Raw genomic sequence first — 15,099 nt, forward strand, 5'->3', positions numbered from 1 at the left:
ACCGATGTGCTGACCGTGGCGGGACTCTTGGTCGAGGGCGGCTTGAATGTCGACGATCTGCGGCTGCTGCCGGGTTCGCCGAATGTGTCCAACCGCGCCGCGACGGGGGCCGAGGTCTTCAGCCGCGGCGCGGGTTTCGAGACCGATTACGCACTGGCCGTACTCGAGAACTGGACGGTGGTCACCAACTCCTCGCTGCGCGGCATGGTGGACGAGCAGGTCAGTCGCGATCTGTCGAGAGGGCGCAGGGTTTTCGCGTTCGTCTCCTACGGGGCCAACGCCACCCACGGCTTCGCCTGGTTCGTCAATGGCGCGCTGGTGCGGGCCATCTTCTACGAGGATTTCACCCTGCTCGGCACCGAGGGCGATCCGCTGACCGAGGAGACGCTGCTGGATCAGCCCGGCGACGGTCGATTCGTCTTCGGGATGATGTCGCTGCTCACCGGCGTGCACCTCGGCGATCTGGTCGACGCGCCGTATCGGGTGCTGGTGACCAATCACGCCGGCTAGCAGATCCGTTCGCACCGGAGCATTTCCGGTGGGGTATGCCGGTCGCCCTCGATGTGCCCGACGTTAGCGGCGGAATTGCCGAAGCGGAAGTGTTTCACTGCGAAGAATTTTCGTTCGCCGGGTATCGCGCGGAAGGTGCTGGTTTCCTGATCCGGTCAGGATGGAAAGTCCGCGCAAGGTGGTGAGTCGAAGTCGGGGAGCCATGCACCGGTTACCGATACAGCAGCGGCACTCGCGGACCGGATGGGTATGGTCGGCGGCCGCCCTCGTCGTCGTGGTCGCGGCGGCGACCTGGTTCACCCATACCGGCGCGCCGCGCTGCGCGGCCGCCCCGCCCGACGAAGGGCCGATTCCCACGCCCGCCACCGCGTTTCCGGCGGGCCAACACGCGGCCGCGGCACCCACGCGACAGCCTCAGCAGCAGGTGGCGGGCGAGGCGCGCTACTACCACTTCGACTCCGAGGTCGCCTGCTCGTATCCGAATCTCGAGCCGGACGGCCGCTATGTCGGCCTGTCCGGCGCCGAGTACGGGCGCGCCGACGCCTGCGGCGGATATCTCGATATCCACGGTCCGCGCGGCGAGGTGCGCGCGCTCATCGTGGACCGTTGCCCTGGATGCGCTGCGGGAGAACTGGATCTGAGCGCCGCCGCCTTCGAACGCATCGCCGCGCCCGCCGATGGCGTCGTCGCGGTCACCTACACCATGGTGCGCGACCCGCAACCGCCCGCCGAGCTCACCTATGCGGTGCAGCCGGATTCCTCGCCGCAGTGGTTGGCCATCCTGCTGTTCGGAGCGGGAAATCCGGTGCGGCAGGTCGCGATTCGCCCACCGGGCGGCGACTGGCGGGATTTGCGGCACGGCCGCGACAATTACTGGACAGGTTCGGGCGCGGGAACAGGCCCCTTCGCGGTGCGGGTCACCGATGTACACGGCCAGTCGGCCGAATTCGGCGGCGTCACTTTGGATTCCGAACAGCGTTCCGCGGGGGTGCGCCTGTACGACAGCGCGCCGCCGGATTCCGAGCAAGCCGCGCTCACCTCCCCCACCGCCTCCGCCGTCGCGCACACGGCGATTCCGGTGTGCGGATACTGAATCAGCCCAGCGAGCGCGCCAATGCCCGCCCTGCCGCGCGCCCGGAGAAAATGCAACCGCCGAGGAAGGTGCCTTCCAGCGCGTTGTAGCCGTGCACACCGCCGCCGCCGAAGCCCGCGACCTCGCCCGCGGCGTAGAGACCGGGCATCGGGGTGCCGTCCCCGCGCATGACCTGCGAATCCAGATCGGTCTGCAAACCGCCGAGGGTCTTGCGGGTCAGAATGTTCAGCCGCACCGCGATGAGCGGGCCGTGCGCGGGATCGAGGATGCGGTGCGGCTTGGCCACCCGCACCGTTCGGTCGGCAAAATACTTGCGGGCGTTGGTGATCGCCATCACCTGGGCGTCCTTGGCGAAACCATTGGCGATCTGGCTGTCCCTGGCCGCGATCTGTCGTTCGAGATCGTCGTGGTCGAGTTTGGGTCCGCGCGCGATCTCGTTCATCCCCGCGACCAATTCGCGCAGCGTGTCGGCGACCACGAAATCCGCGCCGTGACGTTTGAACGCCTCCACCGGTGCGGGCGCACCCTTCGCGAAGCGGCTGCGCACCGCCAGCTTCAGATCCCTGTCGGTGATATCGGGATTCTGCTCCGAACCCGAGAGCGCGAACTCCTTCTCGATGATCGACTGGGTGAGCACGAACCAGGAATAGTCGTAGCCGGTCGAGAGGATCTCGCGCATGGTGGCATTGGTGTCGAAACCCGGAAAACAGGGCGCGGACAAGCGCTTTCCCTTGGCATCGAACCACATCGAGGATGGGCCGGGAATGATCCGGATCGCATGGTCGGGCCAGATCGGATCCCAGTTGATGATGCCCTCGGTGTAGTTCCACAGGCGGTCGCGATTGACGACCGCACCGCCCGCCGCCTCGCTGATGGCCAGCATGCGCCCGTCCACATGCGCGGGCACGCCGGAGATGAGGGTCTGCGGGCAGGGACCTAGTCGGTCGGTGGGCCAATCGCGCCGAACCAGCTCGTGGTTGTGGCCGATGCCGCCGGAACTGACGATCACCGCGGCGGCCCGGAATTCGAACTCCCGCACCGTCTCTCGCGAGGAAGCCGCCCCGCGCGGGAGGTCGGTCTCGGCCAGCACCGCACCGCGCGCGCCGACCACCGCGCCGTCCTCGACGATCAACTCATCGACGCGGTGCCGGAATTCGAAGCGCACCAAATCCTTTCGCTCCGCCTCCAGGACCGGGTCGGCGAAGACCCGCACCACCTGCGGGCCGGTGCCCCAGGTGAGATGGAAGCGCGGCACCGAATTGCCGTGTCCGTCGGCGAACGAGCCGCCGCGCTCGGCCCAGCCGACCACCGGGGTGACCCGCAGACCCAAAGCGTGCAGATAATCCCGCTTCTCGTAGGTGGCGAAGCGGACATAGGCCTCGGCCCAGCGGCGCGACCAGCGATCCTCGTCCTCGCGATCGAAGCCCGCCGAACCGAACCAGTCCCGCACCGCCAGTTCGTAGGAATCCTTGATCCCCAGATGGCGCTGCTCGGGACTGTCGACGAAGAACAGCCCGCCCAGCGACCAGAATGCTTGGCCACCCAGGTTATTGCGATTCTCCTGGTCCAGGATGCGCACCGTGCGGCCCGCCCTGGACAGTTCGTAGGCGGCGACCAGGCCCGCCAGGCCCGCGCCGACGATCAGGACATCCGAGGTTTCCGATGCAGCGGTCATGGCCATCCTTCGATCTCGGTGCTGTAGGCCAGCACGATGTGGTGGAAGAGGTCTACGCGCCGCTGTTTGACGGCACGACTGCGCGGTTCGAGCAGCACCTGTGTGGCGGTGCCGTCGTGCACCGCGACCAGCGCCTGCCCCAGTGCGTCCGGATCGGGGACGGTGCGACCATTGCGGTCGAGCACCGCGACGAAGGGCGGCATCAGCGCCGCCACGATCGCGGCCTCGCGGGCGGCGACCACCTTGCGCAGCGGCGCGGTGCGCAGCGCGTGCGCGGTGAACTCGGCGGTGATCCGGAACCACGCCTCGTCCACGGGCACCACTTTGACGAGCCGTTCGATGGCGGCACGCAGGGTGCCGTGCCACTCCCCCATCTCCTCGACGGCCGTGCGCACATCCGCCAGCAACCGCGCCGACCTGCTCTCCCACATGGCCAGGAACAGTTCGTCCAGCGAGCCGAAATTCGAGTAGAACGCCCCGCGCGTGAAGCCGGCCCGCTCGCACACCTGCTCGACGGTGGCGCGGCCGAACCCCTCTTCGGCGAACACCTCGTAGGCCGCGCCCAGCAGCCGATCGCGCGTTTGCGCTCGGCGGCGCGTCACCCGTCTGACCGGGTTGTTGGACGCAGTCGGCGACATCAGTGCCCTCCTCCGAAAACCGGCGATTGGATACATTGATGTATCGGATACAGAAATGTATCAGACGGGGTTCGCGAGGGAACGCTCCGCGAGGTCACAACATGTGACGTGACGATTTCCGGGGGTGTAGTCCGCTCGGCAAGCGCTCGCGCGGCAGCCCGGCGCTAGGGTCTGTGACCCCGAGGCAGGGCCAGGGTGCCGAGATGTGCTCCGCTCAGCGAATCACCCGCGCGGCGCCCCGATGCAGGGCGACCGGATCGGTATCGGGCGCGATACCGCGCAGGATGCCTTTGGCGGCCGAATTCGCCTGTTCCAGTTGCGGTTTCCGGTCGAAGAGGGTTCTGGTGACGACACAGGCGAGGTCCGGATCCATATCCTCGCGCACCAGCAGCACATTCGGCACCACCACCGCGCGGGTGTCCGAGGCCGTGGCATACACGCTCGCCGGAATCGCACCGCCCTCATAGGAGGTGCTCATGGCGCGCAGTCCGGGCAGCACATCGGTGACGTCGATGAGCCGGACCTTGTCGTGGGCCGAGGCGAGCAGTTCGGTGACGCCGGGGGTCGGCAGGCCACCGATGAAGAACATGGCATCCAGAGTGCCCTCGCGCATGCCATCGACCGTGCGGCCGAGATCCCAGTGCTGGGCTTGGATATCGGCATCCGGATTGAGGCCCGCGGCGCGCAGCATGCGCTGCGCGATCATCTCCGTCCCGGATTGCGCCCCACCGGTGGACACCCGGCGCCCCCGCATATCGGCCAGCGAGTCGATCTTGGCGTCGGCCCGAACGATGACGTGCGCGTAGCTCAGGTACAGGCGCGAAAGTGCGCGCACCGGTTGGCTGTTGCCCTCGAAGACACCCTTGCCGAGCGCGGCGTCGGCGGCCGTGTCGGACTGCGAGAACGCCAACTGCGCCGTCCCCGAGACCAACTGCTGAATGTTCTGCGGCGAACCGACGGTCTCGGCGGCGGTTGCCCGCACCTTGCCCTCGGTGCCCTGTGCCAACTGCTCGGCCAGCGCGCCGCCCAGCGCGTGGTACACACCGGTCGCGTTGCCGGTGGCGATCGCCAACCGCACCGGCTCGCGCACCGCGCAGCCGCCCGTGTCCGACTCGTTCGCACCGCACCCGGTGACCAGTCCGGCCAGCACCGTCGCCGCGGCCAAACCCCGTGCCACTCTCGTCATCCCGCACTCCACACCGATGCTCTCGCGCGGCACCGGAACCGCCCGTCACCCCATGTTCGGTTGACGCATCCACACCTTAGCGGTGGAGTTGCCGACCCGTACGCCAACTCCCACAGCCGCAGCGCCGCGCGCTCCGTTGCGGGCATCGCACCGCTCGCACTAAACCCCTTGCGCGCGTGATATTTCCGACAGTTCGTTCGATGCGGCGACTGATACGGTCTGGCGAAGCGCCCGCACCGGTGGGCGGTGCGGGTCCGAGCGAAGGGGTCTGCGGTGGACACAGCGGAGAGTTACCGGCGGTTCGCGACCATCGAGGCGCATGGCTACTCCCCCTGCTACGAGACATGGTGTCGCGGCATCGCCGACGACGCGGCCCTGCTCGCCCGCATCGAGGCGCTGCCGCCACCCAAGCGGCAGCCGAATCTCGTACTCGGCGCGGCCCGTTACGTCGGCGCGACCGTCTCGCCGTTCCCGGAGTTCCGCGACTGGTTCACCACCAACTGGGCCACCATCCGCGAGGTCGTCATGACCCATCGCACCCAAACGAACGAGGCCGGACGCTCGGCCGTGCTGCTCCCCGCCATGGAACCCGTCGCGCACGAACAGGTCGCGCTCATCGAGATCGGCGCCGCGGCCGGGCTGTGCCTGTTTCCGGACCGCTACAGCTACCGCTACGGCGATATCGAGCTCGATCCCGACGACGGGCGCAGCTCGGTGCTGCTGCCGTGCGCGACCACCGGTCCGGTGCCGATTCCGAAACGGTTGCCGCAGGTCATCTTTCGCGCGGGGATCGACCTGCGTCCGCTCGATGTCCGCAATCCGGAGGATATGCGCTGGCTGGAATGCCTGGTGTGGCCCGAACAGCATCATCGGCTCAGCCGGCTGCGCGATTCCGTCGCCATCGCGCGTCGGGAGCCGCCCCACCTCCTCGCCGGTGATCTGCTCGAAACGGTGGCCGATCTGGTGCACAGTGCGCCGCAGGATGTTCCGATCATCGTGTTCGGCGCGGCCGTGCTGTCCTATCTCGCGCCGGAGGCGCGCGCCCGATTCATCGAGAGTGTGCGCAAGCTGCCCTGCACGTGGATCTCCTACGAAGCGCCCGGCGTGGTGCCATTCGATCCGGCGCTGCTGCCCCCTACCGGGGAGGCCCATAGCCGCCAGTTCATTCTGGCCCGCGACGGGGAACCTCTCGCCTACGCGGGGCCGCACGGCCAGTCCATCGACTGGCCTGCGAACTGACCCGAAAACTCGCGAGCGTCACTGCGAATCTCCCGCCGCGCGTAGCAGTTTCGCGCCGAGATCGCGCAATACCCCGGTCAGTTCCGGTGGTTCGCGCACCTCGAACTCCAGATCGAGGTGCGCGAAACGCAGACTGGTCCATTCCAGTGATTCGGCGGCGGTGCGCAGCAGGCAGGTGCGGTCGTCGATCGGTTCCACCTCGGCCGCCCGCACCGGGAATGCCTCGATCAATTCCGCCGCCGAGGCATGCACCAGCAGGACGACCCCGTACGCCGGGCGCGCGGCCGACAGTTGCCTGCCGACGAAAGCGGCCGGAGCCGCATCGGGCAATTCCCTTGGGGAGCAACGCACTCCGGTCGGCTGCGGTTGGGCGACCCGATCCACCCGGAAGGTGCGCCAGTCGGCTCGATCGATATCCCACGCGACGAAGTACCAGCGTCGGCCCGCGGTGACCAGACTGTGGGGTTCGACGTGGCGACCCGATTCGCGAGCGTCCTTGGCGGTGTAGCGCAGGCGCAGCCGCTCGTGGTCGCGGCAGGCCGCCGCCAGCACCGTCAAAACCTCCGGATCGACCAGCGGTCCGGCAGGCGGGCCGCCCAGCGCGGTGGTGGCGCTGTCGAGCGCGTCCACCCGGCGACGCAACCGGTCCGGCAGCACCTGCTGCAATTTCACCAGGGCGCGGGCTGCCGATTCCGCGCCGCCCGCGACGGCGCCGTAGGCGGCGGACCGCAGTCCGAGGGTGATGGCCACCGCCTCCTCGTCGTCGAGCAGCAGCGGCGGCAGCGCCGTCCCGGTGCCGAGTCGGTAGCCGCCCGCCGCCCCGCGCTCGGCCGCGACCGGATAGTCGAGCGCGCGCAGCCGATCAATATCGCGACGCACGGTGCGCACGGTCACCCCGAGGCGCTCGGCCAACTCCGGCCCCGACCATTCGCGTCGGGTCTGCAGCAGCGACAGCAGGCGCAGCAGCCTGGCAGCGGTATCGGTCACGCTCCCAGTATCACCCGATAATCAGGACCGAATCCGACCTGATCGGCCCATACCGTGACGGCTGTGCCGCACCAGAACCAGACGCACCCGGACACCATCGACATAGTCGGCGCGCGCGCCCACAACCTGCGGAATGTGTCATTGCGGCTGCCCAAGGGCCGCATCATCGTCTTCACCGGCGTCTCCGGCTCGGGCAAGTCGTCGGTGGTCTTCGGCACCGTCGCGGTGGAATCCCAGCGTCAGCTCAATGAGACCTTCACCTGGTTCATCCGCAACCGACTGCCCAAATACGAGCGGCCCGACGCCGACCTCATCGACAACCTGAGCCCCGCCGTGGTCGTCGATCAGCGCCCGATCGGCGGCAACTCCCGCTCCACCGTCGGCACCATGACCGATATCCAGTCGATCGTCCGGGTGCTGTTCTCACGCCACGGCACACCGAGCGCGGGCGCGGCCACCGCCTATTCGTTCAACGACCCGCAGGGGATGTGCCCCGAATGCGGCGGCCTCGGCCAGGTGGTGCGCGTCGACCTGGACCGGCTCCTCGATCCGGACAAGTCGCTGAATGACGGCGCGATCGCGTTCGCGCCGTTCGCCGTCGGCACATGGCAGTGGCAGCTCTACGCCCAGTCGGGTCTGTTCGACCCGAACAGGCCGCTGCGCGAATTCAGCCAGGAACAGTGGCGGCTATTTCTGCGCGGCAATGGTTTTCGCGTGCCGCGGGCGAACAAGACCGGCGCGCAGGGCAGCAACGCCTACGAAGGGCTGCTCGACCGCATCGACCGGCTCTACATCAAACGCGACCTCGGCTCGCTGTCGGAGAAGAATCGGGCCGCCGCGCAGGCGATCGTCAGCGAACAGTGCTGCCCGCTCTGTCACGGCGCACGCCTGAACCAGGCCGCGCTCGCCAGTCGCATCGGCGCGTACGGCATCGCCGACTACGGCCGCTTGGAGATCAGCGAACTCATCGAGGTGCTCGACGCCATCACCGACCCGGTGGCCGAACCCCTCGCGGCGGCCGCGGCCACCCGGCTGCGCCGCATCGAGGAGGTGGGGCTCGGCTATCTCTCGCTGGATCGGGAGACCGCGACACTGTCCGGCGGAGAGGCGCAGCGACTGAAGGTGGTGCGCCACTTGGGTTCCAGTCTCACCGGGATGACCTACATCTTCGATGAGCCGAGCGTCGGCATGCACCCGCGCGATGTCGGCAGGCTCAATCGACTGCTGATCCGGTTGCGCGACAAGGGCAATACCGTACTGGTGGTCGAACATTCGCCCGATGTCATCGCCATCGCCGATCACGTGGTGGATATGGGGCCGGGCGCGGGCGCGCAGGGCGGGCAGGTCATGTTCGAGGGCACCGTCGAAAACCTGCGCACCTCGGGCACTTCGACCGGTGAGCAGCTGCGCCTGGTTCGTCCGGTGCGGGAACGCACCCGCGCTCCGAAGGGTTGGCTGACTGTCACGGGGGCCGACCGGCACAACCTCAAGAATGTGAGCGCCCGCTTCCCCAGCGGTGTGCTCACCGCCGTGACGGGCGTGGCGGGCTCCGGCAAATCCAGCTTGGTGTCGGGCGCGTTCGCCGCCGCGCATCCCGAGGCTGTCGCGGTGGACCAGTCCGCCATTGCCGCCTCACGGCGCTCCAGCCCGGCCACCTACCTCGGTCTCATGGACCCGCTGCGCCAGCTGTTCGCCGCGAAACACAGTGTCAAACCGGGGCTGTTCAGCTTCAACTCCGATGGCGCCTGTGCCGAATGCGGCGGCGCGGGACTGATTTTCACCGATATGGCGTATATGGATCCGGTCACCACCGTGTGCCGCGCCTGCGACGGCCGCCGCTATCGCCCCGAGGTGCTGGCCTACACGGTGCGCGGCGCATCGATCGCCGACGTCCTGGCGATGACCGTCGAGGAGTCCATCGAGTTCTGGAACGGCCACGGCGACAACCGGATAGCGACCCGGCTGCACGCGCTCGCCGAAGTGGGCCTGGGCTACCTGCCCCTCGGCCGCGCCCTGAGCTCCCTGTCCGGCGGCGAACGGCAACGCATCAAACTCGCCGACCGGCTGCGCCACACGGGCACGATCTACCTGCTCGACGAACCGACCACCGGCCTGCACATGGCCGATGTCGATACGCTGCTGGCCCTGCTCGATCGCCTGGTGGATCGGGGCAACACCGTCATCGTCATCGAACACGATCTGGAGGTGGTCAAGCACGCCGACTGGGTCATCGACCTCGGCCCCGACGGCGGAAAACACGGCGGCGAGATAGTTTTCGCGGGCACTCCGCGCGACCTGCTCGACAGCGAGCATTCGATCACCGCGGAATATCTGCGCCGCAACCTCACCCAACCGACCGACCTGAGACCACCGCGCGCGGCATCATGAATTCCATGACAGCGCGCGAGTCGGTGCGGGCCGGGTTCACCGGGATCTACGATCCGAGTGTCGGGGAGGCGGCGCCGTGGTACATCAACGACCACACGCTGATTCGGGATGGTGCGGGCCTGTGGCACCTGTTCGGCATCACCCACCCCGAACCGGCCGATCCTTTTGGCGAAGTGGAATTCGCGCACGCCACCGCGCCGGATCTGCTCGGTCGGTGGCGCAAGCTCGATCCGGCGCTGCGGGCCGATCCGGACTACGGTGAGACGCACCTGTGGGCGCCGCATGTAATCGCCGACAACGGCACGTATTTCATGTTCTACGCGGGCGGCGGGCCGGACCGGACCGCCGCGGCCATCAATCTCGCCACCTCCGAGGATCTCTACCAATGGCAGCGGCATCCGGAGGGTCCACTATTCCCGGACGGCTACGACGCACGCGATCCGATGGTGGCGCGGGTCGGCGAGCAGTGGGTGATGTACTACTGCGCGACCAGTGCTCCGGAGGGCGGGAACCATGTGGTGGCGTATCGGGTCAGCACGGACCTGATCCACTGGGGTGAGCGCGAGATCGCCTACACCGACCCGACTTCGGGGACCGAGGCGGGAAATACCGAATCCCCGTTCGTGGTGCGGGAGGGCGACCGGTGGTATCTGTTCATCGGGCCGCGTCCGGACTATGTGGGCACCGATGTCTTCCGCAGCGACGACCCATTCCACTTCGATATCGACAACAGGGTCGGCCATATCGACGCGCACGCCGCCGAACTCGTGCGCGACGCGGATCGCTGGTGGATCACCTCGGCGGGCTGGGGGCGGGGCGGTGTTTCCATCGCACCGGTCGACTTTCCAGATACCCCTGCGGGACAGTAATATTCCGCGCTGGGATATCCCACGCTAGCCGAGGTACATCCAGGATACCGTGGTGATCTCCGCGTTCACCAGCGGCAGGTAGAGGTTGCCGTCCTGCCAGCCGAGCGCCTGCATCGTCACCCGCAGGCCGCTGGAGAAGCAGATCGGATCGGGCACATGCCACCGGTACATGCCGAATCGCTGTGTCGCGCCGTAGATCTCGTCGGGCGGCAGCACCTGATGCAGGCCGGTGTACGGGCCGGAATAGGTGCGATAGACATGGTCGATATCGAAATTCCAAGCACCGCCGAAATAGTCCTCGGTGCCGGTGCCGCAGATGGTCGGGAATTCGATATCCCCGTCGAAGTAGAACTTGAATTCGCCCTCGCCCCACCAACCGGGGGCATTCGGGCACATGGCGAGGTAGGTGCCCACATAGCGGCCAGGACCGGTGATCTCGTCGACGAGGTTGTGCACCGCCGGATCACCGAGGGGCGCGCTGCGCCGACGACTCGTGTGCAGACGGCCCGCCTCGGCGGGGACCGGCTCCTCGGTGTAGGTGATCTGGAAGTACACCGGCACCTGGCGGCCGCTCGCATTCTCCAGCGTGATGCGGGCGTTCGTATCGAAAGGCATGGGCCAGTAGCTGTTCAGGCCACCGGCGGGCGCGACGACCACCATCCGCGAACTCAGCAGCGCGAGTTCGTCCCAACCGTTGCAGAAGAATTCGCCGAGCGGCAGTTCGACGGCCGCCGGGCCGCCGTCCCAGAATATGCGCAGCGTCAACTGGCCCAGCACTTGGCGATCGGTGGTCAACCAGAAGTGCCGGATCACGCCGGGACCGGAAATATCCGCGAGCGTGGCCGTCTCACCCGCGCCGAGCAGGATGGACGGCGAGACCTTCCAACCGCGGCCGAGCAGCCGCGCCGCCTCCGCGCCGGTGCCCGTGACGGCCATCCCGCCCGAGCCGGGCGCACCCGTCGGATTCTCCGGACTCACCGACCGGGTGCGGGTGCCATCCAGCCGCCACAATTCGTCCATCGTCGCCTCACAATCCTGGCCATCCGTATCCGATCGGTCCCGCCACACCCGCGCGCGGCCGCGCCGGGGCGGGCGGCGCGGGTGCGTTCTGCTGCGGCTGCTCCTGGTCCGCCTGGCGGGCCACTTCGCGCCGCACCTCGTCCATATCCAGCCAGATCACCTGCTGCACCAGGTCTTCCAGCTGGTCGGGTGCGAGGTAGCCCGCACCGCTGTAGACCATGAGACCGTCGCGGAAGACCATGAGCGTCGGGTACTGACTCACCCCCGCCATACCGACGAGCGCTCGCTCGGCCTCGGAATCGACCGTGGCGTACACGATCTCGGGATGTCGCCGGGCCGACTCCTGGAAGACCGGTTCGAAATGCCGACACGGTTCGCACCAACCCGCCCACCAATCGACGAAGACGACCGGATGCCCGTGCACCACCCGGTCGAAAGTGTGCTGGGTGAGAGTCTGGATCGGCATGGCTTCCTCCCTGGATGGGCCGCACGCATCCTCGCACGCCCCGCCACCGGAGGGAACCCGACGGCGCGGTCACGGCGCATCCCGATGCTGCCGCGCCGCCAGGAAATGCGCGATATCGACCGTGTCCCGGTACAGCTCGCGATACCGCCGATAGAACTCGTCGTAGTCCGCGCCGCGGCCCGGATCGGGTTCGACGGTGGCGATCACCGGATTCCAGCCGGAGGTGTCCACCCCGTCGGCCGCGGCCGCCAGCATGGCGTCGCCGAGGGCCGCGCCCATCGTCTCGGCGGGTATCTCCTGCGGCAGCCCGGTGACATCGGAGACGATGCGCGTCCACAGTCCCCCCTTGGTGCCGCCGCCGACCGCGACCAGCCGTCGCGCCCGACCGCCGGCCTCCGTCATGGCCTCGAGATTGTGGCGCACGCCGTAGGCGATCCCCTCGAGCACCGCCCGGTACAGGTGGGCGCGCCCGTGCGCGAGGGTCAGTCCGGCGAGGATCCCGCGTGCGTCCGGGTCGAACAGCGGTGTGCGCTCCCCCGCGAAATACGGCAGCACCAGCAGTCCGGTGCTGCCGGGCGGCACCCGGTCCGCCTCGACCACCAGATCGCCGTAATCGCCGCCGACCAGTCCGCGCAACCAGTCTGTCACCGCTCCCGAAGTGGCCATGCCCGCCGCGAGGGTGTAGGTGTCGGGTCGCAGGCCGCAGGTGCCCCACAGGCCGGGGTGCGGGCGCGGATCGGTGAGCACCTGCACCAGGAACATGGTGGTGCCGTACATGACCATGGCCTCGCCCGGCGCGCGCACGCCGACGCTCTCCGCCTCGGCCCAGGCATCGATGGCGCCCGCGGCGACCGGCAATCCGACGGGCAGACCCGTTGCCGCAGCGGCCTTTTCGGTGACGTGGCCGACTATCTCGGTGGGCCAGGCGAGTTCGGGGAGCGGCAGGCCCGGCGCGACGGCCTGCGCCCATTCCGACCAGTCCTGCGCCCGCAGGTCGTACATCGGCGTGCATTGGCTGGCCGAATGATGGTCGAGCACATAGCGTCCGGTGAGCCGATGGACCAGGAACGAACTCGCCATCAACAGCATGCGCATCTCGGCCGCGACCTCAGGCTCGTGCCGGGCCAGCCAGCGCAGCTTCGGGCCGACGGCCTGACTCGACAGGGGCGATCCGCAGCGTGCCAGGATCGCGCCCGCACCCAGCTCCGCTGTCAATTCCGCTATTTCGGTGGTGGCCCTGGTATCCACGCCGTACAGGATGGCCGGGCGCAGCGGCGTGCCCGAGGCGTCGGCGGGCAGCAGGCACGGGCCGATCCCGCTCACCGCGAGGCCCGCCAGTGGTTCGGTGCCGAGTTCGGCGAAGACAGCGGAGAGTTCGGCGGCGATGGCCCGAAACTCGGCCCACCACACCGCCTCCGCATCGTGCTCGACCCAGCCGGGGCGCGGCGTCGAAACACTGTGCGCCCGTTCGGCTCGCGCGACGATCAGCCCGTCCCTGGTGACCAGCACACCCTTCGAGCTCGCTGTCCCGATATCGATGCCGAGATACATCAGCGGCCGAATTCGTCGACCCGCACGCCGAGCAGCCCGCAGGCGGCCCGCACGGCCGCGCGGTGGTCGCCGGGGACGGCGTGGATGTGGTTCGCGCCGAAGCGGGTCAGGAAATCCTCGGCCCGCGCGTCCAAGCGGGCGAAGGCGTGCGGCCACTCCCGCGTCGACTGCCGCATCAGCGCCTCGTTGGTCGGCTCGTCGTAGGTCTCGAAAGCGCCGCGCAGCAACTGCATTCGATACTCGCCCGCCAGGCGGGTGAGCCGGGCGAATGTCATCTCGCCCGGTGCCGCCAAATGCTGCACCGACGCGCCGCCCGCGGGGAAGAAGAACACCTCCGGATACAGATGCACCCGCGCCAGATTCTCCGCCGGGTCGGCACTGCGCGCGGCGAACCAGGTGGCATGCTGACCGGAGTTGCACAGATCCCAGATATCGCGATCGGCGTGGTAGTGGCGCACATCGGCGAAAAGCACCGGCGTGCCCGCGATCCCCTTCAGCAACTGCATGGTGAGCGCGCCGTCCATATCCGCCTCGGTCGCGCACACATGGGTCTGCTTCGGGCCGTTCCAGTCGTAGGGGTCGTTGAGGATGGCCTCGGTGATATCCATGGTGGCGAAATGACCGGTGAGCTCCGGCTGCCCCTTGATGCCGGAGAAATCCAGCCGCCACTCCGAAATCAGTTCGCGCACCGCGAGATACGAACGGATCTGCCGCTCCAGCAGCTCCGGGGTGAGCTTGACGCCGTCGTAGTGCACGCCCGCCGCGTACCGCTCCAGCCATTCGCGGCCCGCGCGGGCCTCACCCGGATCGGCGAGTTCGGCGCGGCGCACGATCTCCCACTGATCGATCTCCTCGACATCGATGCCGAAGAGCCGCTGCCACTGATCGGTATTGGCCACCGCCGTATTCATCCCCATCGGGCGGCCGCCGAAACGCCCGAAAGTGCTGCCGCGCAACGCGCCGACCGCCGCCGCGGCGCGCGCGTGCGCGCCGATGGCCGCGATCAACTCCGGGTCGGCCGGATCGCCCCACTCGCGCACATGCGCGCGGCCGATCTGATCCAGTGCGCCGCCCGCCGCCAACATGCCGACCATGCCCGGCTGCACCGGGTCGATATTCGACAGCAGCAGCAGCGGACCCGGCGTCGCACCCGCCGCCAGCATGGTGAAATGCGGGAACGCCCACACGGCGTAGTGCAGCACGGTGAGATCGACACCCGCCGCCGCGACCTCGCGCGCCACCGCCGTGGCCAGTGCGTTGTCGCTGACCGGGGCGCGGCCGCGCACGACACGGTGCCCGGCCGCCGCCAGAGCGGCCGCGAGTCTGTCCTCGGCGGCGCGGAGGAAATCCGCGATACCCGCGTGCACATAGTCGCGTCCGTCGGAAATGCTGATCACGCCGATACGGGCCATGCCGGTCCTCCAGGGATGGTCGGACTTCTCGACTCGGTCCTCCAGTATGCCGGACAAGCGGCCGT

13 protein-coding genes are annotated in these 15,099 nt (G+C 68.4%); 5 read left to right on the forward strand and 8 right to left on the reverse strand.

Annotation, left to right across the window (positions count from 1 at the left end):
* The first annotated feature begins 6 nt into the window (after positions 1-6).
* Complete coding sequence (locus D5S18_RS20155; protein ID WP_158607910.1) at positions 7-510, forward strand: DUF6461 domain-containing protein; 504 nt, start codon at positions 7-9, stop codon at positions 508-510.
* Between the two features lie 202 nt (positions 511-712).
* Positions 713-1,603: an expansin EXLX1 family cellulose-binding protein gene (locus tag D5S18_RS20160; protein WP_120042601.1), complete on the forward strand. Its 891-nt coding sequence runs from the start codon at positions 713-715 to the stop codon at positions 1,601-1,603.
* 1 nt (position 1,604) lies between these two features.
* Here the strand turns inward: D5S18_RS20160 and D5S18_RS20165 are convergent, their stop codons facing one another.
* The 3 genes from D5S18_RS20165 to D5S18_RS20175 form a co-directional block, all read right to left on the reverse strand.
* Complete coding sequence (locus tag D5S18_RS20165) at positions 1,605-3,284, reverse strand: FAD-binding dehydrogenase (protein ID WP_162500983.1); 1,680 nt, start codon at positions 3,282-3,284, stop codon at positions 1,605-1,607.
* Positions 3,275-3,916, reverse strand: a complete 642-nt coding sequence (locus D5S18_RS20170) for a TetR/AcrR family transcriptional regulator (RefSeq protein ID WP_120042602.1) — start codon at positions 3,914-3,916, stop codon at positions 3,275-3,277. Before D5S18_RS20170 ends, D5S18_RS20165 begins: the two co-directional genes overlap by 10 nt.
* Positions 3,917-4,130: 214 nt before the next feature.
* Positions 4,131-5,102 (reverse strand): TAXI family TRAP transporter solute-binding subunit, encoded by a 972-nt coding sequence (locus D5S18_RS20175; protein ID WP_120042885.1) that lies wholly within the window; start codon positions 5,100-5,102, stop codon positions 4,131-4,133.
* A gap of 273 nt (positions 5,103-5,375) precedes the next feature.
* Between D5S18_RS20175 and D5S18_RS20180 the strand changes: the two genes are divergently transcribed.
* Positions 5,376-6,341: a DUF2332 domain-containing protein gene (locus D5S18_RS20180; RefSeq protein ID WP_120042603.1), complete on the forward strand. Its 966-nt coding sequence runs from the start codon at positions 5,376-5,378 to the stop codon at positions 6,339-6,341.
* 18 nt (positions 6,342-6,359) lie between these two features.
* Here the strand turns inward: D5S18_RS20180 and D5S18_RS20185 are convergent, their stop codons facing one another.
* Positions 6,360-7,328 (reverse strand): helix-turn-helix transcriptional regulator, encoded by a 969-nt coding sequence (locus tag D5S18_RS20185; protein ID WP_120042604.1) that lies wholly within the window; start codon positions 7,326-7,328, stop codon positions 6,360-6,362.
* Between the two features lie 63 nt (positions 7,329-7,391).
* Here D5S18_RS20185 and D5S18_RS20190 point away from each other — a divergent pair, with 63 nt between their 5' ends.
* Together D5S18_RS20190 and D5S18_RS20195 are read left to right on the forward strand one after the other, a co-directional pair.
* Positions 7,392-9,716, forward strand: coding sequence for an ATP-binding cassette domain-containing protein (locus D5S18_RS20190; protein ID WP_120042605.1), 2,325 nt, complete (start codon positions 7,392-7,394; stop codon positions 9,714-9,716).
* A gap of 5 nt (positions 9,717-9,721) precedes the next feature.
* Complete coding sequence (locus D5S18_RS20195; protein WP_239003890.1) at positions 9,722-10,585, forward strand: family 43 glycosylhydrolase; 864 nt, start codon at positions 9,722-9,724, stop codon at positions 10,583-10,585.
* A 24-nt stretch (positions 10,586-10,609) separates the two neighbouring features.
* Here the strand turns inward: D5S18_RS20195 and D5S18_RS20200 are convergent, their stop codons facing one another.
* The 4 genes from D5S18_RS20200 to D5S18_RS20215 form a co-directional block, all read right to left on the reverse strand.
* On the reverse strand, positions 10,610-11,605 hold the full coding sequence (locus D5S18_RS20200) for a glycoside hydrolase family 172 protein (protein WP_120042607.1): 996 nt from the start codon (positions 11,603-11,605) through the stop codon (positions 10,610-10,612).
* A 7-nt stretch (positions 11,606-11,612) separates the two neighbouring features.
* Positions 11,613-12,071, reverse strand: a complete 459-nt coding sequence (locus D5S18_RS20205; protein WP_120042608.1) for a thioredoxin family protein — start codon at positions 12,069-12,071, stop codon at positions 11,613-11,615.
* Between the two features lie 69 nt (positions 12,072-12,140).
* Positions 12,141-13,622 (reverse strand): FGGY-family carbohydrate kinase, encoded by a 1,482-nt coding sequence (locus D5S18_RS20210; RefSeq protein WP_203236823.1) that lies wholly within the window; start codon positions 13,620-13,622, stop codon positions 12,141-12,143.
* Complete coding sequence (locus D5S18_RS20215; protein ID WP_120042886.1) at positions 13,622-15,034, reverse strand: L-fucose/L-arabinose isomerase family protein; 1,413 nt, start codon at positions 15,032-15,034, stop codon at positions 13,622-13,624. Before D5S18_RS20215 ends, D5S18_RS20210 begins: the two co-directional genes overlap by 1 nt.
* Positions 15,035-15,099 lie beyond the last annotated feature (65 nt).

This window comes from Nocardia panacis (genome assembly GCF_003598715.1).
GTDB classification, from domain to species: Bacteria; Actinomycetota; Actinomycetes; order Mycobacteriales; family Mycobacteriaceae; genus Nocardia; species Nocardia panacis.